The organism is Kitasatospora sp. NPDC056531, assembly GCF_042794375.1.
Lineage (GTDB): Bacteria > Actinomycetota > Actinomycetes > Streptomycetales > Streptomycetaceae > Kitasatospora.
Window position 1 is genome coordinate 29,823 of the sequence record NZ_JBHTTU010000047.1, and the last position, 21,365, is coordinate 51,187.

General features: G+C 73.9%; 17 protein-coding genes. 10 read left to right on the forward strand and 7 right to left on the reverse strand.

Annotation, left to right across the window (positions count from 1 at the left end; genetic code table 11):
• Positions 1 to 101 precede the first annotated feature (101 nt).
• Positions 102 to 2,714 carry a LuxR C-terminal-related transcriptional regulator gene (locus ACFQ87_RS30190; protein WP_380614024.1) on the forward strand — a complete coding sequence of 871 codons (2,613 nt, stop codon included), beginning with the start codon at positions 102 to 104 and terminating at the stop codon, positions 2,712 to 2,714.
• Between the two features lie 115 nt (positions 2,715 to 2,829).
• Positions 2,830 to 3,870, forward strand: coding sequence for a zinc-dependent alcohol dehydrogenase family protein (locus ACFQ87_RS30195; RefSeq protein WP_380614025.1), 1,041 nt, complete (start codon positions 2,830 to 2,832; stop codon positions 3,868 to 3,870).
• 188 nt (positions 3,871 to 4,058) lie between these two features.
• Here ACFQ87_RS30195 and ACFQ87_RS30200 read toward each other — a convergent pair whose 3' ends face one another.
• Genes ACFQ87_RS30200 through ACFQ87_RS30215 form a run of 4 tightly spaced genes read right to left on the reverse strand, consistent with a single transcriptional unit; the run spans position 4,059 to position 8,800 of the window.
• Positions 4,059 to 4,712, reverse strand: a complete 654-nt coding sequence (locus ACFQ87_RS30200; protein WP_380614026.1) for a helix-turn-helix domain-containing protein — start codon at positions 4,710 to 4,712, stop codon at positions 4,059 to 4,061.
• A 25-nt stretch (positions 4,713 to 4,737) separates the two neighbouring features.
• Positions 4,738 to 5,781, reverse strand: a complete 1,044-nt coding sequence (locus ACFQ87_RS30205; protein WP_380614027.1) for a zinc-dependent alcohol dehydrogenase family protein — start codon at positions 5,779 to 5,781, stop codon at positions 4,738 to 4,740.
• Positions 5,778 to 6,059, reverse strand: coding sequence for a hypothetical protein (locus ACFQ87_RS30210; protein WP_380614028.1), 282 nt, complete (start codon positions 6,057 to 6,059; stop codon positions 5,778 to 5,780). The genes ACFQ87_RS30205 and ACFQ87_RS30210 overlap by 4 nt, the downstream gene beginning before the upstream one ends.
• 5 nt (positions 6,060 to 6,064) lie before the next feature.
• Entirely contained in the window at positions 6,065 to 8,800 is a 2,736-nt protein-coding gene (locus tag ACFQ87_RS30215; protein ID WP_380614029.1) for a GNAT family N-acetyltransferase, read from the reverse strand.
• A 172-nt stretch (positions 8,801 to 8,972) separates the two neighbouring features.
• Between ACFQ87_RS30215 and ACFQ87_RS30220 the strand changes: the two genes are divergently transcribed.
• Positions 8,973 to 9,485, forward strand: a complete 513-nt coding sequence (locus tag ACFQ87_RS30220; protein ID WP_380614031.1) for a nucleoside-triphosphatase — start codon at positions 8,973 to 8,975, stop codon at positions 9,483 to 9,485.
• A 564-nt stretch (positions 9,486 to 10,049) separates the two neighbouring features.
• Positions 10,050 to 10,544 carry a universal stress protein gene (locus ACFQ87_RS30225; RefSeq protein ID WP_380614033.1) on the forward strand — a complete coding sequence of 165 codons (495 nt, stop codon included), beginning with the start codon at positions 10,050 to 10,052 and terminating at the stop codon, positions 10,542 to 10,544.
• A gap of 291 nt (positions 10,545 to 10,835) precedes the next feature.
• On the opposite strand, the gene ACFQ87_RS30230 is transcribed toward ACFQ87_RS30225, so the two are convergent.
• Positions 10,836 to 11,822 (reverse strand): Acg family FMN-binding oxidoreductase, encoded by a 987-nt coding sequence (locus ACFQ87_RS30230; RefSeq protein ID WP_380614034.1) that lies wholly within the window; start codon positions 11,820 to 11,822, stop codon positions 10,836 to 10,838.
• A 165-nt stretch (positions 11,823 to 11,987) separates the two neighbouring features.
• Positions 11,988 to 13,394 (reverse strand): short-chain fatty acyl-CoA regulator family protein, encoded by a 1,407-nt coding sequence (locus ACFQ87_RS30235; protein ID WP_380614035.1) that lies wholly within the window; start codon positions 13,392 to 13,394, stop codon positions 11,988 to 11,990.
• 355 nt (positions 13,395 to 13,749) lie between these two features.
• Between ACFQ87_RS30235 and aceA the strand changes: the two genes are divergently transcribed.
• From aceA to ACFQ87_RS30255, 4 genes are all read left to right on the forward strand, one after another.
• Positions 13,750 to 15,042 (forward strand): isocitrate lyase, encoded by a 1,293-nt coding sequence (gene aceA / locus ACFQ87_RS30240; RefSeq protein ID WP_380614036.1) that lies wholly within the window; start codon positions 13,750 to 13,752, stop codon positions 15,040 to 15,042.
• A gap of 164 nt (positions 15,043 to 15,206) precedes the next feature.
• Positions 15,207 to 16,817: a malate synthase A gene (gene aceB / locus ACFQ87_RS30245; RefSeq protein WP_380614037.1), complete on the forward strand. Its 1,611-nt coding sequence runs from the start codon at positions 15,207 to 15,209 to the stop codon at positions 16,815 to 16,817.
• A gap of 26 nt (positions 16,818 to 16,843) precedes the next feature.
• Entirely contained in the window at positions 16,844 to 17,710 is an 867-nt protein-coding gene (locus tag ACFQ87_RS30250; RefSeq protein ID WP_380614038.1) for a 3-hydroxybutyryl-CoA dehydrogenase, read from the forward strand.
• Between the two features lie 238 nt (positions 17,711 to 17,948).
• The gene (locus ACFQ87_RS30255) at positions 17,949 to 18,116 is read left to right on the forward strand and encodes a hypothetical protein (RefSeq protein WP_380614039.1); all 168 of its coding nucleotides are present in this window, start codon (positions 17,949 to 17,951) and stop codon (positions 18,114 to 18,116) included.
• A gap of 99 nt (positions 18,117 to 18,215) precedes the next feature.
• Here ACFQ87_RS30255 and ACFQ87_RS30260 read toward each other — a convergent pair whose 3' ends face one another.
• On the reverse strand, positions 18,216 to 19,151 hold the full coding sequence (locus ACFQ87_RS30260; protein WP_380614040.1) for a LysR family transcriptional regulator: 936 nt from the start codon (positions 19,149 to 19,151) through the stop codon (positions 18,216 to 18,218).
• 136 nt (positions 19,152 to 19,287) lie between these two features.
• Between ACFQ87_RS30260 and ACFQ87_RS30265 the strand changes: the two genes are divergently transcribed.
• Positions 19,288 to 20,535 (forward strand): MFS transporter, encoded by a 1,248-nt coding sequence (locus ACFQ87_RS30265; RefSeq protein WP_380614041.1) that lies wholly within the window; start codon positions 19,288 to 19,290, stop codon positions 20,533 to 20,535.
• Positions 20,536 to 20,593: 58 nt separating this feature from the next.
• Positions 20,594 to 21,196 carry a cysteine hydrolase gene (locus ACFQ87_RS30270; RefSeq protein WP_380614042.1) on the forward strand — a complete coding sequence of 201 codons (603 nt, stop codon included), beginning with the start codon at positions 20,594 to 20,596 and terminating at the stop codon, positions 21,194 to 21,196.
• Positions 21,197 to 21,365: the final 169 nt, after the last annotated feature.

Consider the following 21,365-nt stretch of genomic DNA (forward strand, 5'->3'; position numbering starts at 1 on the left):
ATCTCGCGGCCCCCGCGTCAACGCCGTCCAAGGCCGCGGCTGCCACCCGCAGCTCGCCGGGACCTCCGCCGCGCCTTGCACCGACCGGCGATCCCCTGCTCGTGGCCCGCTTCGCCGTCCCGCCTCCCCCGCCGGTCCTCATCCGGCGGCAGCCCCTCCTCGACCGGGTTTCCGAAGGCGTCAAGGGACCGATCACGCTCCTCAACGGCCCGGCCGGCGCCGGCAAGACGGTGCTGGCGGCCCACTGGGCGGCCGAGGCCCAGGCGCCCGGCCCGATCGTCTGGCTGACAGCGGAGCCCGATGATCTGCCCGGCACCTTCTGGGCCTATGTCCTGGAGGCTTTCCGGTACCACGGGATGCCGCCGCCCGGGGACATCGGCAGGCCTGCGAGAGCCGGAGAGGTGGACCGGTCCCTTCTGATCCGGCTGGCGGCCTGGCTCGCCGGATCGCCTCGGCCGGCCGTCCTGGTGCTGGACCAGCTCGACACGGTCTCCTCACCCGAGATCACCGCCGGGGTCCTGTTCGTCCTCCGGCACGCGTTTCCGGGCCTGCGTCTCATCGCCACGAGCAGGAACGAGTCACTGCCGGGTCTGCATCGGTTCCGCACGGCCGGAAGGCTCGCCGAGATCCGCGACGCGGACCTCAGGTTCACGCTTCCGGAGACATCGTCCCTGCTGCGACAGCACAGCCTGGCGCTGTCCGCCGCGGACCTACGGACACTCGACCGGCGCACCGAAGGCTGGGCGGCGGGCCTGCGGCTGTGCGCGATGGCGATGCAGCGAGCCGCCGACCCCGCGGCGTTCGTCCGCGAGTTCGCCGCCGACCGGACCTCCATCGCGGACCTCCTCCTCACCGAGGTACTCGACACCCAGCCGGAGGCCACACAGGATCTGCTGCTGCGTGTCGCCGTCAGCGAGCGCGTCCACCCCGACCTGGCGAACGTCCTCACCGAACGCGACGACGCCGCACGGCTGTTGGCCCAGCTCGACGACGCGAACGCCTTCGTGGAGCGAATCGACGGAGCCGGCTGGTACCACCTGCATCCCCTGTTCGCCGAAGTCCTCAGGTCCCAACTGCCGGTTCGACACCCGGGCCTGGAACAGCAACTGCGCCGACGGGCCGCCCGGTGGTTCGCCGAGACCGGTGAGCTCGTCGACGCGCTGGCGCAGGCGACCACGGCCGGAGACTGGCGGTTCGCCTCCGAGCAGGTCGTGGACAACCTGGAGATCGGCCGCCTGGCCACGGGCTCGGACGGTGGCCGACTGGCCGACCTGTTCGCCGCGATGCCGTCGGACCTCCCAGATCCGGCCCAGGCACTGGTCGCCGCGGCCTGTGCCCTCGCCCGGGGCGACGTCACCGGCGGCCGCGACGGTTTGCGACGCGCCGACGAGCACCTGGGCCGTCAGGAGGGGGCGACCGGCCCGTTGGTGCGGTTCAGCCGGGTCCTCCTGGAACTGCTGGTCGACCGGCTGACCGGTGACGCCGCCGCAGCGCAGACCGCTGCGCGAGAGGCCCTCTCCCGGCTGGACCTGGTCCCACCGCAGCTGCTCGGCGAGCATCCGGAGATCCCCGCGCTGCTGCTCACCAGCCTCGGCTCCGCTCAACTGAGTGCCGGACACCTCGATGCCGCCGAGACCACTCTCGCCCAGGCCGTGGAGGTCTGCGGCAGGCCGGGCACTGAGCAGCCGCAGGCGGACTCCCTGGTCCGTCTCGCCCTGATCGACCTCTACCGGGGACACCTCCGGCGGGCCGAGCAGCGCGCCCACCGGGCGCTCGCCGTCGCGGAGCGCGCCGGCCCACCGCCCGCCCGCCGAACCGCACTGGCACGCCTGGTGGTGGCGGCCATCGGCATCGAGCGGAACGACCCGACGGTCACGCAGCCCCAGCGCAACCTCGCGACCGCCTCGGTGGAGCCGTGTGAAGACCTGGTCGCGAAGGTGGCGGCCGCCGTCATCCGCTCCCGGCTCGCAGCGGCCCAAGGGGACTGGAAGACCGCGGTCACGGTGCTCCACACGGGCCGCCCTCCGGCGGACACACCAGGCCCGTCCGGCTGGCCCGCTGACCAGTTGGCCATCGCGGAGTCCGTCGCCGACCTGGCACACGGCGACGCGGCAGCAGCCGTCGCCGTGCTCGACGCAGTCGACTCGAACCGCCCGGAGCACCAGGAGGCCCTGGCCCACGCGCTCCTCGCAACGGACCAGGAACAGCGCGCGGCAGACCTGCTCGCGGAGCTGCCGATGCCGTCGCGCGGTGGTCCCAGAAGCCGCGCGCACATCTGCCTGCTGCGAGCACAGACCGAGGCCAGAGCCGGCGATACGGCCGCGGAGCGGCGCCTACTGGCACAGGCCCTGGAGCTCGCGCGGCCGGAACAGCTGAGGAGACTCTTCGCCGAAGCGGGCCCCTGGGTCCGCCGCTCGCTGCGCCATGATCCCGAACTCGCCCTGGCCCATGGCTGGTTGACCGACATGCCGGCCTGCGCCGCCGACACCACCGCCGACCCGGTGGACCAGGCTCCGCCTCGGGTGGCGCTGAGTGCGCGCGAACGCGACGTCCTGCTCCAGGCGGCACAGTGGCTGTCCACCGAGGAGATCGCGACTGAACTGCACATATCCGCGAATACGGTCAAGACGCACTTGAAGAGCATCTACCGCAAGCTCTCCGCGAGCCGAAGGGCCGAAGCAGTACGCCGGGCACAGCAGCTGCACTTGCTCTGACCCGCCGGACCGTGACGACCACGTCGGTGGACCTGCGCTCGGCCTCGCACCGCGCCCGCCCCGGGCGCAGGCTGGGAGGAGCAGCCTTGCGTCCGGCGGACGGCGGGAGTCGGCAATGGACACGACGCGACTGGCAGCCGGCGAGACCGGCGCGTGGGTGGTGGCGCACCCGGGTCCGGTGGGCGCGGCGGGCCGGGGGCCGTTGGAGTGGGAACGGCGCCCGGTCCCCGCGCCGGGGCCCGGCGAGATCCTGGTGGAAGTGGAGGCGTGCGGGGTGTGCCGCACCGACCTGCACCTCACGGAGGGGGACCTCGCCCCGAGACTGCCGAGGTGCACGCCCGGGCACGAGGTGGTCGGACGGGTACGGGCGGCCGGCTCCGCGGTCGAGGGGTTCGCGACCGGCGACCGGGCCGGCGTGGCCTGGCTGGCCCGGACCTGCGGCAGCTGCGCCTACTGCCGCACCGGGCGGGAGAACCTCTGCCCCGACTCGCGCTACACCGGCTGGGACCGGCACGGCGGCTACGCCGGCCACCTGACCGCCGACGCCCGGTTCGCCTACCGGCTGCCCGAGGGCCCGCCCGCCGAGGAGCTCGCCCCGCTGCTGTGCGCCGGGATCATCGGCTACCGGGCCCTGCAACGGGCCGACCTGCCACCCGGCGGGCTGCTCGGCATCTACGGCTTCGGCGCGTCCGCGCACCTCACCGCCCAGATCGCGCTCGCCCGGGGCGCCCGGGTAGCCGTGTTCACCCGGGGTGCGGCGGCCCGGCAACTGGCACTGGAACTCGGCGCCCGGTTCGCCGGCGACTCGTACGACCCCGCCCCGGAACCGCTGGACGCCGCCATCCTCTTCGCCCCGGCCGGCGAACTCGTGCCGGTCGCCCTGGCCGCGCTGGACCGCGGCGGCACCCTCGCGGTCGCCGGCATCCACCTCAGCGACATCCCCTCGCTCGACTACCAGCGCCACCTCTTCCAGGAACGCACGCTGCGCAGCGTCACCGCCAACACCCAGGCCGACGGCCGCGCCTTCCTCGCGGAGGCCGCCCGGACCCGCCCGGTGGTCCGCGTCAACCGCTACCCGCTACGGCAGGCGGACACGGCGCTCGCTGACCTCGCCGCGGACCGGGTGACCGGGGTCGCGGTGCTGCTGCCGCAGTAGGCGACCTGCGTATCCGAGCCGGCAGGAGGCCTCGGTCCCGTCCTGCGGGCACGCGTCGGCGCTCGCCCTGCGGGCACGCGTCGGCGCTCGCCCTGCGGGCACGCGTCGGCGCTCGCCCTGCGGGCACGCGTCGGCGCTCGTCCTGCGGATACGCGTCGGCGCCGTAGTGACCCGAACGCGCCGGCCGTTCATCCCGTGCCGATCCGGCGGCCGGTGACCTCGGCGGGGCGGATGCGCACCCACAGCGGGCGGGCGCCGCCCGCCCACGGCGTGGCGCCCGGTAGCGCCGAGAGCCGCTGTTGCTCGTCCGGGTCGTCGACGTGGTGGGCCTCGCCGAGGATGAGGACGCTCCAGCCACGGCTGCGGTGGTCGTCGATGTGGTCGACCTGGAACGAGGCGGGCGAGCCCTCGGCCGGTGCGGCGGCACCCCTGGGGGACGTGCGGTAGACAACGGTTCGGGCGTCCACCACGTAGTTCACCGGAAGCACCACGGGCGCCGGCCCGACAGGCAGGCCGACCCGGCCGACGCCGTGGGTGCCGATCAGCTCCCAGCACTGCGGCTCGGTCAGGTGGAGCAGCAGCGTGCCCCGGCTGGCGTCGGCCTGTCCCGGTGGTGCGTCCGGGCGGTGGCCGGACAGCAGCTCCGGCCAGGCCGTCCCGAGCGCGGCGGCGATCCGGACGAAGGCCGGCGGGTCGAACTCGGGCCCGGTCTGAAGGAGTTGGCGCAGGTAGACCGGTGTCATGTTCGCCCGGTAGGCCAGCGTCCCTTCGCTCAGGCCGAGTTGGTCGCGGCGCTGGACGATCCGGCGGGCGATGGCAACGGGGTCGGGGCGTTCGCTCATGGTTGCGGCTCCTCTGCGGACAGGGTCACGTCTTGACGAGCGCGACCTTGAGGGCTCCGCTGTCGGCCGCGTCGGCGAAGACGTCGTAGGCGTCCTGCATCTCGTCGAGGCCGAAGCGGTGAGTGACCAGCCCGGCGACGTCAAGCCGACCGGCGGACAACAGGTCGATCAGCAGCGGGGTGCTGTCGGTGTCGACCAGCCCGGTGGTGATGGTGACGCCGCGGATCCAGAGGTCCTCCAGGTGGAGCACCGCGGGCTCGCCGTGCACGCCCACGTTGGCGACCCGGCCGCCGGGGCGCACCAGACGGGTGCAGAGTTCGAAGGACTCGGGCACACCGACCGCCTCGATCGCGACGTCCACGCCGAGCCCGTCCCGGCTCAGCTCGCGGACGGCCTCCGGGGTGGCCTCCGCCACGGTCAGCGTCGTGTCGGCGCCGAACCGCTTGGCGGCGTCGAGGCGGCTCTGCGCGAGGTCGACGGCGATGATCCGGGAGGGGCTGTAAAGCCGGGCGGTGAGGATCGCGGCGAGCCCGATCGGCCCGGCGCCGACGATCGCGACGGTGTCGCCCGGGCCCACCCGGCCGTTGCGCACCCCCACCTCGAACGAGGTGGGCAGGATGTCGGCGAGCAGCAGGGCGTCCTCGTCGCCGACGCCCTCGGGCAGCTTGTACAGGGAGGTGTCCGCGAAGGGGGTGCGGACGTACTCGGCCTGGCAGCCGTCGATCAGGTGGCCGAGGATCCAGCCGCCACCGCCTGTGCACAGGCCGTAGCGCGCGCCGCGGCAGTAGGCACAGCGGCCGCAGGCGGAGATGCAGGAGACCAGGACGCGGTCGCCGACGCCGACCGTGCGGACGCCCGGTCCGGTCCCGGTGACGGTGCCGACGGCCTCGTGGCCCAGGACGCGGCCCTGCTCGACCTCGGGGACGTCGCCCTTGAGGATGTGCAGGTCGGTGCCGCAGATGGTCACCGCGTTCACCCGGACGACGGCGTCCTCCGGGTCGCGGACGGCCGGGTCGGGGACGTCGCCCCAGGTGCGGCGGCCGGGTCCGTGGTAGGTGAGCGCCTTCATGCCGCGACCACTCCTCGGGGACTGGCGGAGCCGGGCCGGTTCCGCTCGCCCTTCCAGGTTCCGACGCCGCCGGGCCCGCCGCCAGGGCCGGCCGGGGTCCTTCCGTACTCGTCGGTCTCGATCTCGCCGCGGGCGGGGCGCTCGGCGAGCAGTTGCTCCGACGAGGGCCGTTCGGGCGGCACGGCGGTGGTCGGCGGGGCCGGTCCGGCCGGGCGCGCGCGTGGGCTCGACAGCCGGGAGGGTGTCGGCCGGTGTTCGTCGAGAACGCTGTGCTTCATGGTGTTCACTCCCCCTCGGCGGCCGCCGGGCGCCGCAGCCGTCGCAGGTAGGGGTCGAAGGACGGCCGGCGTTCGAGGCGGACCCTGGCGTCCACGCAGACCGCGCCGTCGGGGCGGAGGATGACGGGGTTGAGGTCGGCCTCGACGAGTTCGGGGAAGTCGTCGGCGAGCCGGGACAGCCGGGTGAGGACGGACCGTACGGCGGCGAGGTCGACGGGAGGCGCTCCGCCGTTGCCCAACAGCAGTGGCGCGCTGCGCAGTTCGGTGATCATCGCGCTCAGGTCGCGCTCGCTCAGCGGGGCGAGCCGGGCCACCCGGTCTGCCAGCACGTCGGCGGCGGCGCCGCCCAGGCCGAGGACGATCAGCGGGCCGAAGACCTGGTCCTGGACCACGCCCACGAGCAGCTCGACGCCGGGTGCGGCCATCGGCTGGACCACGGCTCCGGCCAGCCCGGCGCCGAACCGATGCGTGAACTCCCGGTAGACGGCGCGCACTTCGGCGTCGGTGGCCAGGCCGGTGCGGACGGCGCCCGCGGCGCTCTTGTGCACCTGCCCGGGCCAGTACGCCTTCAGAGCCACCTTCCCCTCGTGCCCGAGCCGGCGCAGGCCGCCTGCGCTGACGGACGCCATGTGCTCGTCGCGGGCCCACACCGAGGTGGTCAGCGGCAGTCCGTACGCCTCCAGTAGATCGGCGGTGGACAGCGGGTCGAGCCAGCCGCCCTCGGGGTGGGCGGTGAGGTAGCCGTCCACCACACTGCGGGCGACGCGCCGGTCGCAAGGCGGGGCGTCCGCTGGGAGGACGGCGGGCTCGGGTGGCGGCTCGGCGAGCCAGCGGGCGCGGTCCCGGGCATGGGCGAGGGCGCGGGCGGCCGAGAGGGTGTCGGAGTAGGCCGGGAGGCTGCCGCCGTCGGCGCAGGTGCGGTAGCGGACGGGCACCTGTTGGTCGAGCAGTACGGCCGCGATCGGGACGCGACGCCGGGCCGGGCCCTCCAGCAGGGCGCGCACCGGTTCCTGGACCGGGGTGTCACTCAGTGCCGTCGGCACCAGGCAGACCAGGATGGCGTCGACGGCTTCCTCGCGCTCCAACGCGCGGAGGAACAGGGCGAGTTCGGTGGGGCGAACCGCCGCCGTGGTGTCCACCGGGTTGCGGACGGAGGCGCCGGGCGGGAGCAACTTCCCCAGTTCCGCCGGGAGTTCCGGCAGGACCAGCCCGGCCTCGACGCAGGCGTCCGCGGCCAGGATGCCGATGCCGCCCGCGTTGGACACCACGGCGACCGCACCGCGCGGGTTCGGCAGCGGCTGGGCGTGCAACAGGGCGGCGGCCTCGACGAGTTCCTCGATGCTGCGGGTCGCGGTGATGCCGGCCTGCCGGAACAGCGCCTCCCGGGTGACGGTGGGGGTGGCGGCGGCCGCGGTGTGCGAGGCGGCGCCCCGGCGGCCGGCGGTGGAACGCCCGGCGTCCACGGTCAGCACCGGGATCGTCCGGGTGACCCGGCGGGCGGTACGGGCGAAGGCCCGCGGGCTGCCGAAGGACTCCAGGTGGAGCAGCGCGAGGTCGGTGTGGCCGTCCGCCTCCCACCACTGGAGCAGGTCGTTGCCGCTGACGTCGTACTTGTCGCCGAGCGAGACGAAACTCGACACCCCGATGCCCAGCCAGGCCAGCCGCTGGAGCAGCGCGATCCCCACACCGCCGCTCTGCACGGCCACCCCGGCACTGCCGCGCCTCGGGAAGGCCCCGCCGAACTCGGCGTCCAGCCAGACGGCGGGATCGGTCTGGGCCACGCCGAGGCTGTTCGGCCCGACCAGGCGCATGCTGTGCCGGCGGCAGGCCCACATCAGCCCGCGGGCCTCCTCCGCCCCGAGGCCGGAGGTGAGCACCACCAGCGCCCGGACCCCGGCGGCGCCGCACTCCTCGGCCACCGCGGGGACGGCGCCGGCGGGCACGGCCAGTACGGCGAGGTCGGGTACGGCGGGCAGCGCCCGGACGGACGGGTAGGCGGGCCGGCCGTCGATCTCCCGGGCGTGCGGGTTGACCGCCCAGACCTCGCCCGCGAAGCCGCCCCGCCGGATCTTCCCGAGGACGGTCCGCCCGACCGAGCCCGCCCGCCGGGACACCCCGACCACCGCGACCGAGGCCGGGCGCAGCAGCGCCGCCAGGCTCGCGACGTCGGCGCGGCGGCCGCGCTCGTCCACGGCCGAGCGGTAGCGCTCGTCGCTCTCCTCCAGCGGCACCCGGATCCTGACCTCGCCCTGCGTGTAGCGGCGCTGGACGGGCAGCCCGAGGTGGGCGAAGACCTGGTGGACGGCCCGGTTGCCGAACAGGGTGTCGGCCTCGAAGAAGCGGATTTCCGCGGCTCGGGCGGCGTGCACCAGGTGCTCCAGCAGCAGGGTGGCCACGCCCCGGTGATGCCAGCGGTCGGCCACCGCGAGGGCCAGCTCGGCGGTCTCCGGTGGCTCGTCGAGCAGCTCGCAGTCCGCCTCGCCGATCAGCTCCTCCTCCGCCCAGGCGCCGAGTGCCAGCAGACCGGTCCGCGGCGACCCGCACAGCCGGTCGGCGGCCTGCTGCGGCGCGTTACGGCTCACCCCGAAGAACCGCAGGCGTCGGCTCTCCTCCGACATCCCCTCGGTGTGCAGGCGGACCACCGCCCGGTGGTCGTCCGGGCCCAGCGGCCGGAGTTCGACGGTGGTGCCGTCGGCCAGCAGGGCCTCGACGGTGGTGTGCGGCGGGTAGACGGTGGACATGGCGCCTCCTCGGCAGTCGCCGTGCTACCCCTCCAGCCTCCGCCCCCGCCGTCCACGGAGGGAGGGCCGATCGGCCCTTCGACCCGCCGATCGGCGTTGCGACCCGAACGCGCGGAGGAACACGCTGGTTACGGGACCGTTCACCACTCGACCGCCCGATGCGGAGTTCGCCATGCCGACCAGGATCCTGCTGGAGGGACGCCCTGGCAGCGGCAAGACCACCGCGATCCGCCGGCTGGCGGCACTGTTGCGAGCCCGGGAGACCGTCGGCTTCACCACGGAGGAGATCCGCACGGGCGGGGCCCGGGTCGGCTTCGCCCTGGAGACGCTGTCGGGCGAGCGGGCCGTGCTCGCCCATGTCGACCTTCCCGGGCCGCCCCGGGTCGGACGGTACGGCGTCGACCTGGGGGTCATGGAGCGCCTGGCCCTGCCGTCCCTGGCATGGTCGGCGAGGACGCTCGTGCTCGTCGACGAGCTCGGACGGATGGAGCTGGCCCACCGCCCGTTCGAGGAGGCCGTCCGGGCGCTGTTCGCCGCCGACGTCGACGTGGTGGCCACCGTGCAGGCGCAGCACGGCCCGTTCACCGACGCCCTCAAGCGCCGCGCCGACGTCGAGGTCATCCACCTCACCCGGGCGAACCGCGGCGCACTCCCGGAGCAGCTGGCGGCGCGCCTGGCGCACTGACGGGACCGTCCGAGAGGAGGCGCACGCGGTGGCACACCGCCGCGGCGACTGGAACACCGGGCTGTTGCGTGCCTCGGCCCGTTGGTCCGGGCGCGCCGACCGCTGCGCCTCCTGGACCCGCCGGGGTGTCGAACGCTGCCGCCGCTGGACGCGCGGGGGTGCCCGGCGGCCCGGTGAGCTGGCGCCCCGTCCTGGTTCGCCATCGCGCTCCCGTTCGGCATCGCGTGGTACCGGGCCCTCGGCGGCACGGCGCGGGCGTGGTGCAGGGTGAGCAGCCGGTCGTGCCGCCTCCTCGCCCGCGCGCTGAGCGGCCCGGCGCGCACCGGTGGCTGAGCCGGGCGGCGAGCGGCGCGGCGCCGCTGACCGGTAGCTGTGCGCGGTCGGCAACGGCCACCTGGTCAGCCGGACCGCCCGCCCCTCGTGCCGGCAGGCCGGGACGAGGACGGAGGTGCCGCCGTTCGGTTGCCGGAGGATCATGAAGTTCAGCAGACCGGCCCGCACCGCGCCTCCCCGGAGCGCCGAGCCGGTCGGACCGCAGTCAGGTCGCACGTCCTGGAGGTCACCGTGAACACCACTCCCGCGGCAGGTCCCGCCGGTCAGATCGTGGTCGGTACGGACGGCTCGGAGTCCGCCCGCCGGGCTGTACTCTTCGCTCTTCGCGAGGCCCAGCTGCGCGGGGTCGGTGTCAGGGCCGTCTGCGCCTACGGCGGCGGACGCACCGAGCCGTCGGACCGAGCCATGACGGGCTGGCGCAACGCGGTCAGCGAACCGGCGCCGCACCTGCACGATGCCGTCGCCCGCGACGTGACGGACTCGGTCGAAGAGCTGCGGCAGCAGGTGGGCGAGCCCTACGTGGAGGTCGAGGTTCGCTGCGAGCGCGGCCGACCCGCCCAGGTCCTGCTGGAGGCCAGCCAGGACGCCACCCTGCTGGTGGTGGGCAGCCGCGGCGCCGGCCTCTGGGGCCGACTCGCGCTCGGCTCGACCAGCACCGAGGTCGTCCACCACGCCCACCTCCCCGTCGTCGTCGTGCCGCCCGAACCCAAACACGCGACAGGGTGAACCGGTGCCTCACCCGGGTGGGGCGATCTCCCGAGTGGGACCGTACGCGCTCGCGTGGCCGACCAGGACGGTCATCGTGCCTCCTCGTGGCGCCCGCCCCGGTGGGCGGGTCACACCGATGGCTCCGCGCGGAGCGCGACCGCCTCCGGCGGGGGCGGTACGTCGAAGAGGTGTCCGGCGGCGCTGACGTCCTCCGGCCGACCGGTACGAGGGATTTCCGGGTCGGGATCCTGGCAGATCCCGGCCCGGCGGACACCGGTCTTCCTGAGGCGGGACCCTACGGAGCGGCCGCTACCCCTCCGGCGGGTCGAGGACGTCCTCCACCCGGCATCGCGGGCTGGCGGTTCCGGGCGGACCGTAGCCGAGGCGCAGGACGAGCTGGACGTGGGCGGGGCCTTCGGCGGGGTCGCGCAGGCGCCAGCGGGTCTCGGGGATCTCGACGGCCTGGTGCAGGACGGAGGCGCGCAGGCCGTGGACGGTGGCGAGCAGCCAGACGCGTTCCATCGCCTGTCCGGTGCGCAGCCAGTCGACCTGTCGGTCGAAGTGGGTCGTGAGGGTCGCGAGTTGAGGCAGGGCCTCGAAGCGTGCGGCCGGCGTGGTGTGGTGCGGCGGGTGGCCGGCGTAATTGCGCATCGGGACGCGGGCGTCGCGGTCGTGCGAGCCGAGGGCGGCGAGCGGAATGCCGTCGCAGGAGGGTTCGAGGCGCAGCCAGCGGCGGGCCTCGGCCTCGCGGGTGACGTCGGCGGCGATGCTGGCCTCGGCCTCGGAGGTCAGCGCCAGCACCCGGCGTACGCCGTGCTCCTCCAGCATGGTCAGGGTGACGCCTTCGTCCCGGGCGGCCGTGATGAGGTCGGCGACGAGCGCCTCGGGGATGTCCCGGTTGGTGAACGGCTGCCGGCTGGAGTGGCGTCGGGCGAGGGCCGGGTAGAGGTCGGCGCCGAAGGGCCGCGGCGTCCGGGCGGGTGCGGAGAGGTCGAGCACGGCGCACGGCTGTGTGCCTTCCCCGGCGGGGAGGAGCCGGACGGCGGCCTCGCGGCCGAGGTGCGCGGCCGCCGCCCGCAGGTTGAACAGGGCGGCGCCGATCGAGACGTGCAGCGCCCGCCCGTCGGGGTCGGCGGCCGGGACGGCCCGGGTCAGGTCGGCGTGGACCTCCAGGCCCAGCAGGTCCGGGGTCGGGCGGAAGCGCCAGGGCTGGCTGTTGTGCAGCGAGGGCGCGAGGCCTCCGGCCTCGGCCAGCAGGTGCAGGTCGGCGGTGGTGAGGGCGGTCTCGGTGATCATGATGGGTTCACTCCCTGCTCCCGGCGGGGAGCGCCGGTAATTCGAGCATGCGCCGCGTGGGCGGTGTCCGGCGAGGGCCCAACGGCCCTGGGCCCACCGGCCGGGCGGCCTCGGGTTCCGAGGGCTCGGTGGGCGGCCGGGGCCGAACATCAGCGCCGCTGTGTCCTAGCGTTCCAGGTCGGTGCGTACGGAGTAGGGGATGAACGTGCTGGCCCGCTCGTCGACGGCCAGTGGCCGGCCGATGGCCGGGGCTGAGCGCTGTGGACAGGCGGGACGTTCGCAGACCTTGCAGCCGAGGCCGATCGGGGTGGCGGCCGCTTCGTCGCCGAGGTCCAGGCCGGTGGAGTACACGAGCCGGCCGGCGTGCCGGATCTCGCAGCCCAGTCCGATGGCGAAGGTCTTGCCGGGGCGGCCCCAGCCGCCGGGTGAGCGGGTCACGGCACGGGCGGTCCACAGGTAGCGGCGGCCGTCCGGCATGGCGGCGACCTGGACGTGGACCCGGCCCGGGGCGGCGAAGGCGTCGTAGACGTTCCACAGCGGGCAGGTGCCGCCGGTGCGCGAGAAGTGGAAGGCCGTGGCCGACTGCCGCTTGGAGACGTTCCCGGCGCGGTCGACGCGCACGAAGGAGAACGGCACCCCGCGCAGGCCGGAGCGCTGCAGGGTGCTGAGGCGGTGGCAGACCGTCTCGTAACCGACGCCGAAGTGGTCGGCGAGGTGCTCGATGTCGTAGCGGGCGGACTCCGCCTCGGCGTGGAAGGCGGAGTAGGGCAGGACGAGGGCGGCGGCGAAGTAGTTGGCCAGGCCGATCCGGGTGAGCGAGTGGGTCGCCGAGCCCTCGGGGTCGTCCTGGGCGGCGAGTTCGGTGAGCAGCGCGTCGTGTTCCAGGTACGCCAGTTGGGTGGCCAGGCGGAAGGCCTGCTGCCCGGGGCGCAGCCGGTCCGACAGGCGCAGGATCCGTTGCCCGGGGTCGTACTGGTGCAGTTGGTCCCCGCCGGCCGCGATCCGGACGCCGTGCGCGGAGGTCAGCCGTTCGGCCAGCACCGCCCTGACCTCGCCGCGCCTCAGTCGGATCTTGCCCGCCAACTCCTCGGCCGCGGTGTCGAGTTCATGGACGTAGTTCTGGCGGCGGTAGAAGAAGTCGCGGACCTGTTCGTGCGGCGTACGGGCGGCGTCGGCGCCGGGGCCCCGGTCGCCCGCGAGTACGGCGAGCTGTTCCGCCATGGCGCGGCGCCCGCGGCCCAGGTCCGTCAGCAGCCGGGCCACGGCGGGCAGGCGGGCGGCGACCTCGTCGAGGTCGCCCGGGGTGATGCGGCCGGCCGCGATCTCGTCCCCGAGGGAGTCTCGCAGTTCGGCGGTGAGCCTGGCGCTGTCCGGCGGGGCGAAGTATCCGGCCTCGACGCCGAACGTCTCGGTGAGGCGCAGCAGGACGGCGACGGTCAACGGGCGGGCGTCGTGCTCCAGTTGGTTGAGGTAGCTGGGCGAGAGGTCGACGAGTCGTGCCATGGCGGCCTGACTCAGTCCGCGTTCCTCCCTGAGCCGGCGGAGCCTCGCACCGGCGAAGGCCTTTCCCATCGTCCTGGTCTCCCCACCCCGGTGATCGGCCGACGGCTCGGCCCGGTGGGGCGCAGCCTAGCCGGGATGCCCCCGAACGAGCCTTCGCAGGCTTCGCAAATTCGCCGCAGCGGCTTCGCAGAAATTGGCACGGCTCCACCGGTGACGGCGGCGGCACCGGGTGCCAGAGTCGGTGCTGCGGCCGGGAGGCGCACAGGACGGCAGTGAAACGGCAGGTCAACTGCCGTGGGCGGCTGTCCGGGCGACCACGTCCCGCGGTGATCCACCGCTGCCCGGCACCGCCCGGCCGCCTTCGCACCAGTGTGGTGAGAGGTGCCTCACATCCTTCGCAAAGCATCCTCGGGAGCGGATCACCATGACCCAGTCCGTACGGCAGCAGCAGGAGCGGCGCGCGGCGGAGCTCGCCGCCCGGTGGGCCTCCGACCCCCGGTGGGCGGGCGTCGAGCGCACCTACTCGGCGGCCGATGTGGTGCGCCTGTCCGGCACGGTGCGCGAGGAGCACACCCTGGCCCGGCGCGGCGCCGAGCGGCTCTGGCGCCAGCTGCACGAGCAGGACTACGTCCACGCGCTCGGCGCGATCACCGGCGGCCAGGCCGTCCAGATGGTCAAGGCCGGGCTGCAGGCGATCTACCTGTCCGGCTGGCAGGTCGCGGCCGACGCCAACCAAGCCGGGCAGACCTACCCCGACCAGAGCCTCTACCCCGCCAACTCCGTGCCCCAGGTCGTGCGTCGAATCAACAACGCGCTGCTGCGGGCCGACGAGATCGACGCCGCCGAGGGCAATGACGGCCCGGACTGGCTGGTGCCGATCGTCGCCGACGCCGAGGCCGGCTTCGGCGGCCCGCTGAACGCCTTCGAGCTCACCAAGGGCATGATCGCGGCCGGCGCCGCGGGCATCCACTACGAGGACCAGCTCGCCTCCGAGAAGAAGTGCGGCCACCTCGGCGGCAAGGTGCTCGTCCCCACCGCCCAGCACGTCCGCACCCTCAACGCGGCCCGCCTCGCGGCCGACATCGCCGACGTGCCGACCCTGATCGTCGCCCGTACCGACGCGCTCGCCGCCAACCTGCTGACCACCGACGTGGACGAGCGCGACGCCCGGTTCTGCACCGGCGAGCGCACCGCCGAGGGCTTCTACCGGGTCGAGCCCGGCATGGCCCCGGTCATCTCCCGCGGCCTGGCCTTCGCCCCGTACGCCGATCTGCTGTGGGTGGAGACCGGCACCCCGGACCTCGCGCAGGCCCGCGAGTTCGCCGAAGCGGTCAAGGCCGAGTACCCGGACAAGGTGCTCGCCTACAACTGCTCGCCGTCCTTCAACTGGAAGGCGGCCCTGGATGACGACCAGATCGCCAAGTTCCAGCGGGAGTTGGGCGCGATGGGCTACCGCTTCCAGTTCATCACCCTGGCCGGGTTCCACGCGCTCAACCACTCGATGTTCCAGCTCGCCCGCGGCTACGCCGAACACGGGATGACGGCGTACGTCGACCTGCAGGAGGCCGAGTTCGCCACCGTGCCGGACGGTTACACCGCCGTGAAGCACCAGCGCGAGGTCGGCACCGGCTACTTCGACCAGGTCTCCACGGCGCTCAACCCCGATGCCGAGACCCTCGCACTGACCGGCTCTACCGAGGCCGAACAGTTCCACTGATGCCAGGCCGTCCGGCGGGCTCGACCTGAGCCCGCCGGACCGTGCCACCCCCGGCGGCTCGCACGGCGGAGTGAGGGAGCTCCGAGCCGCCCACCCGCCCGGGGTCTCGTTGAGGGACGAGGCCCCGGGCCCCACCCGTCCCCACCTGCTTCCTGGAGAACCGGATGAGCCAGTCCAGTCGTGTCGAGGTCCTCGGAGAACACGAGGACCGCTTCGAGGAGGTCCTCACCCCCGAGGCGCTCGTCTTCCTCGCCCGTCTGCACGGCGAGTTCACCGCCCGGCGCACCGAACTGCTCACCGAACGTCGGCGCCGCGCCGCCGCGCTGGCAGCCGGCGGGACCCTGGACTTCCTCCCGGAGACCCGCGCCGTCCGTGAGGACCCCGGCTGGCGGGTGGCCGGCGCCGGCCCCGGCCTCGCCGACCGCCGGGTGGAGATCACCGGCCCGCCCGAGCGGCGGATGGCCGTCAACGCCCTCAACTCCGGTGCGAAGGTGTGGCTCGCGGACTTCGAGGACGCCACCTCTCCCACCTGGCACAACCTCATCAGCGGCCAGCTGAACCTACTCGACGCGATCGAGCGCCGGATCGACGACACCGCGCCGGAGGGCAAGCGGTACCGGGTCGGGGACTCCCCCGCCACCATCGTGGTCCGCCCACGCGGCTGGCACCTCGACGAGGCGCACCTGCTGATCGACGGCCGCCCGGCCGTCGGCGCCCTGGTCGACTTCGGCCTCTACCTCTTCCACTGCGGCCAGCGGCAGATCGAGCGCGGCAGCGGCCCGTACTTCTACCTGCCCAACCTGGAGAACCACCTCGAAGCCCGGCTGTGGAACGACGTCTTCACCTTCGCCCAGGCCGAGTTGGACATCCCGCACGGCACCGTCCGCGCCACCGTCCTCATCGAGACCATCACCGCCGCGTTCGAGATGGACGAGATCCTCTACGAACTGCGCGAGCACGCCGCCGGGCTGAACGCGGGCCGCTGGGACTACCTGTTCAGCCTGATCAAGAACTTCGCCCACCACGGCCCGCGGTACGTCCTGCCGGACCGCGCCGCCCTCACCATGACCCAGCCCTTCATGCGCGCCTACACCGAACTGCTGGTGCGCACCTGCCACCGGCGCGGCGCCCACGCCATCGGCGGCATGGCCGCCGCCGTCCCGCGGCGCGACCCGGAGGCCAACGCCGTCGCCCTGACCAAGGTCCGGGCCGACAAGGAGCGGGAGGCCGGGGGCGGCTTCGACGGCTCCTGGGTCGCCCACCCGGGTCTGGTGGAAACCTGCCGCACCGCCTTCGACGCCGTCCTCGGCGACCGCCCCGACCAACTCGACCGCACCCGCGAGGACGTCGAGGTCACCGCCGCCGACCTGCTGGCCGTGCACCGGCTGTCCGTCGGCCTGCCGACCGACCAGGGGCTGCGCTCCGACGTCGCCGTCGCCCTGCGGTACCTCACCGCCTGGCTCGGCGGCGCCGGGGCGGTCGCCGTCTTCGGCCTGATGGAGGACGTCGCCACCGCCGAGATCGCCCGCTGCCAGATCTGGCAGTGGCAGCACCACTGCACCCGGCTGACCGGCGGCTCGCTCGCCACCCCGGACCTGGTGCGCCGGCTGATCGACCGCGAGCGGGCCGGCCTCCTCGCCGAAGGCATCGACCCCGAGCTGCTCGACAACGCGGTACAGATCCTCGAGGAGACCGCCCTCGGCGACGACCTCCCCGCCTTCCTCACCACCGAGGCGTACGCCCGCCACCTCGTCCGCGTCCGCGCCGCGGCCTGACCCGCCCGCCCTGTACGGAGGCAGCCTTGAACGAGATCCGCCGTGTCGCCGTCGTCGGCGCCGGACAGATGGGCTCCGGCATCGCCGAGGTCTTCGCCCGCGCCGGCCTGGACACCGTCGTCTGCGAGAAGGACCCGGCCGCGCTCCGGGCCGCGCGCGGACGCATCGACCGCTCCCTGCACCGCGCCGTCGACCGCGGCCGCATCAGCCCGACCGACCGCGAGGACACCTGGGCCCACCTGCTGTTCGCCGACGACCTCGAAGCGCTCGCCGACCGCCAGCTCGTCGTCGAGGCCGTCGTCGAGGACGAACATGCCAAGACCAACGTGCTCACCACCCTCGACAAGGTCCTCGCCGATGACGACGCCGTCCTCGCCACCAACACCTCCTCCATCCCGATCACCCGCCTCGGCATCACCACCGGCCGCGCCTCCCACGTCCTCGGGCTGCACTTCTTCAACCCGGCCCCGGTGATGCCCCTCGTGGAGCTGGTCTCCTCGCTGCACACCTCCCCACCCGTCCTGGCCCGCGCCGAAACCTTCGCGCGCGACCTCCTCGGCAAGCGCGTCATCCACTCCCGCGACCGGGCCGGCTTCGTCGTCAACGCCCTCCTCGTGCCCTACCTGCTGTCCGCGATCCGGATGGCCGAAGCCGGCCACGCCACCCCGGAGGACATCGACGCCGGCATGGTCCACGGCTGCGCCCACCCCATGGGTCCGCTCCAACTCGCCGACCTCATCGGCCTGGACACCGTCGAGGCGATCGCGCAGTCGATGTACGACGAGTACAAGGAGCCGCTCTACGCGCCCCCGCCCCTGCTCTCCCGCATGGTCGAGGCGGGCCTGCTCGGCCGCAAGACCGGACAGGGGTTCCACACACACCGGGCGGTGTGACCGAGTGTGCCCCCGCCGGTGTCCTGGCCTCTGTCGCGGAGGGCCGGACACCGGCGGGGCCTCGTGCTGTCCCACCACCGAACTCGTCGATCGCCTTCATGATCGCGCCGAACTCGGCGTAGCACATGTGGGTGTGGATCTGGGTGTCAGCCTCGGGACGGGCAGGAGCAGATACCGGTGGGGGTATATTTGAGCCTGTCAGTCCATTCGCCGGGGGGCAACGAGAAGGGAGCGCGGTATGTGCCGCCGAATCGCCTGCCGCACCTGCGGGAAGCCGACCTACGCCGGGTGCGGGATGCACGTCGACCAGGTGCTGGCCGGGGTGCCCAAGTCCCAGCGCTGCGCCTGCTCGCCGAAGGAGCGGACCACCGGGAGCTGGCTCGGCCGGCTGTTCGGTCGCCGCTGACGCCTGGGGACGAACCGAGGGGCGGCGAGGGGCCGAACGACGGCGAGGGCCCCTGCCGGATCGACCGGCAGGGGCCCTCGGGGTACGGGACGGCGGCGTTCAACGCGGGAGCACCCAGTCCGGCCGCCAGGTCCCGGCGGCGTCAAGGCCCGTCGCCGTGGCGGCGAGGTGGGCGCGGAGGGCGGCCAGCGCCGGGTGGGGGTTGTCGCGGTGCCACAGGAGCGAGTGCGGGTAGACGGGCGCCGGGTCGGTCACCGGGATGCGGCGCAGGCCGTAGCGGGCGGGCCAGACCAGGCGGATGTGCTCGCCCATGAAGGTGGCCAGGGCCGGAGTGTCGGCGACGGTCTCCAGGAGCGCGTCGGAGCCGAAGTTGGGGCCGGTCGCCTCGATGGTGAGGCCGAACTCGGCGACGAGGTCGTCGTAGTAGGCGCCCCATTCGGTACCGGGGGCGATGCCGGGCATCCAGATCCGATGGCCGACGAGCTGGGCGACGGTCACCGACCGGGCACCCGCCAGCGCGTGGGCGGGGCCGGTGAGGAGCTGGAGCGGCTCGTCGAGCACCCGGACGGACTCGATGTCCTCGGGAAGGGGCCGGCCGGGCGCGGCGACGGCGCGGAAGGACGCGTCGATCGCACCGGACCGGATGGACGCGACGGCCGTCTCGATGTCGAGCAGCATCACCACGTCGAGGTCGATCTCCGGGTGCGCGTGGTGGAAGCCGCGCATCAGGCCCGACGCCGCCCCGCGCGAGGCGAGGATGTCGACCCGCAGTGGCCGGCGGCCGGTGCGCACGGACGCGACCGCGCGCTCGACGGCGCGCAGCAGCTCGCGCGCGTGGGGCAGGAACGCCTGCCCGTCGATGGTGAGCTCGGCGCCGCGCGGCGTGCGGGCGAACAGTCGCACACCGAGCTCGCGCTCCAGCGCGGCGATGCGCTTGGAGACGGCCTGCTGGGTGATCGAGAGGTCGGCGGCGGCCTTCTGGAACTGGCCCGCTTCCGCGACGGCGGCGAAGGTGCGTACGGCTTCGAGGTCCACGCCGATCCACCTTAGGGCACAACGTCTGGTTGTGGCTCGGCGGTAGTGCGGTTGTTTGACCTGTGGTTGTGCCGCTCGGTTAGCTCTCACCGGTCAACGTCGGTTTGTTCGGGTGAGACAGAGGGGCGCGCTGAGCATGGTGGGCAGGAGGCCGTTGGGCCGGGAGTTCGGCTGGCTGTGGGCGGCGTACGCGGTGAGCGCGTACGGGTCCGGGCTGGGGTTCGGGGCGTTGCCGCTGATCGCCGTGCTGACGTTGCACGCCGGCCCCGCGGAGGTGTCCGCACTGTCCGCGGTGGGGCCCGCAATGGGTGCGCTGATCGCGGTGCCGCTCGCGCCGTGGGTGGAGTTCCGGCGCAAGCGCCCGGTCATGATCACCATGGATCTGGCCCGGTTCGCGGCCATGGCGACGATCCCGCTCGCCTACGCCCTCGGCTGGCTCGGTTTCGTCCAGCTGCTCGTGGTCTCGGCCGTGGTCGCCGCCGCCAAGATCGCGTTCAACGCGGCCAGCGGCGCCTACCTCAAGGCACTCGTCCGGCCGGACGACCTACTGGTGGCCAACGCGCGCTTCGAGTCCACCAACTGGAGTTCCATCGCGGTCGGGCCGCCGCTGGGCGGGGCGGCGATCGGGCTGTTCGGGCCGGTCACCACCGTGGTGGCCGACGCGCTCAGCTACCTGCTCTCCGCGCTCGGCATCACCGCGATCCGCGGCCGGGAGGAAGCACCGCGACCCGCCGGCGCGAGCCCGGTCCGGGCGGGCGCGGTGCTCGACGGCTGGCGGCACATCATGGGCGATCCCGGTCTGCGGGCGCTCTACCTCAACAACATGCTCGTCAGCGGTCTGATCATGGCCACCGAGCCGCTGCTGGCCGTGCTCCTGCTCCGCCAGCTCGGGTTCTCACCCTGGCAGTACGGCCTCGCCTTCGCCGCCCCCTGTCTCGGCGGACTCATCGGCTCCCGGCTGGCCCGCCGTGTGGTGGCCCGCTACGGACGCGACCGGGTGTTCCGGACCGTGGGCACCCTGCGCGCCGTCTGGCTGATCGGCCTGGTCTTCGTCCGTCCCGGCGTCGTCGGACTCGTCACCGTGATGGCCGTCGAGCTGGCGATCATCATCAACATGAGCCTGTACACCCCGGTGCTCGCCACCTACCGGCTCGAACGCACGCCCAAGCACCTCGTCGCCCGCACCCTGTCGGCCTGGTCGATCGGCCAGCAGGCGTCCATCGCCGTCCTCACCGCCTTCGGCGGGCTGCTCGCCGACGTCACCGGCCCACGCACCGCGCTCGCGGTCGCGGGGCTGCTCATCCTGGCCACCCCGTTCCTCCTCCCCCGACGCGAGCACACCTCGCAACCAGACCTCGCGGCACGAGCCGGAACCGTCGCGTAGCCCCTCACAAGTCGCACCCCCGCATGAAGTCGCACCCCGCATGAAGGAGAACACTCGCGTGAGCACCGCCCCCGCGCTCGACCCCGCGCACACCGCTCTTCTCGTCATGGACTACCAGCCTGCGATCATCCTGGCCGCGCTACCCGAAGGAGGAGAGCGCGAGGCCCTGCTCGGCCGCGTGGAAGGGGCCATCGCCGACGTCCGCGCCGGCGGCGGCACCATCGCCTACGTACGCGTCGGCTTCACCGAGGCCGACTGGGACGCGATCCCGGCCGCCAACAAGTCCTTCGCCCCGCTGGCCCAATACCGCGTCATGCACCACGAGGACCCTGCCGCCTTCGTCCACGAGCGCCTGGCTCCCCAGGACGGCGACATCGTCGTGCGCAAGATCCGCCACGGCGGCATGTCCACCACCGACCTCGACCAGCAGCTGCGCGGACGCGGCATCACCACTCTGGTCGTCTCCGGCATCACCACCAGCGGCGCCGTCCTGTCCACGGTCATCGACGCGGCCGACCGCGACTACCGGCTCTACGTCCTGTCCGACGGCGTCGCGGACCCGGACACCGAAGCGCACGACGTCCTGCTCCGGCAGGTCCTCCCCTCCCGGGCCCACATCATCGACACCTCCGAGCTGCCCGCCCTGCTACGGGCCGGCTAGGCGGAACACGCGGACGGGCCCGCTCGCACCCGGGTGTGAGCGGGCCGAAGGAAGTTGGGCCCGCACGTTTGCCCGACCCCCCCTCCCCCAGGGCCCGCCGGCAACCCGTCTTCCCCCCCCGAGGCCGCCGACCGGCGGGCGACAGTGCGCACCCGACCGTGCGCCGGGC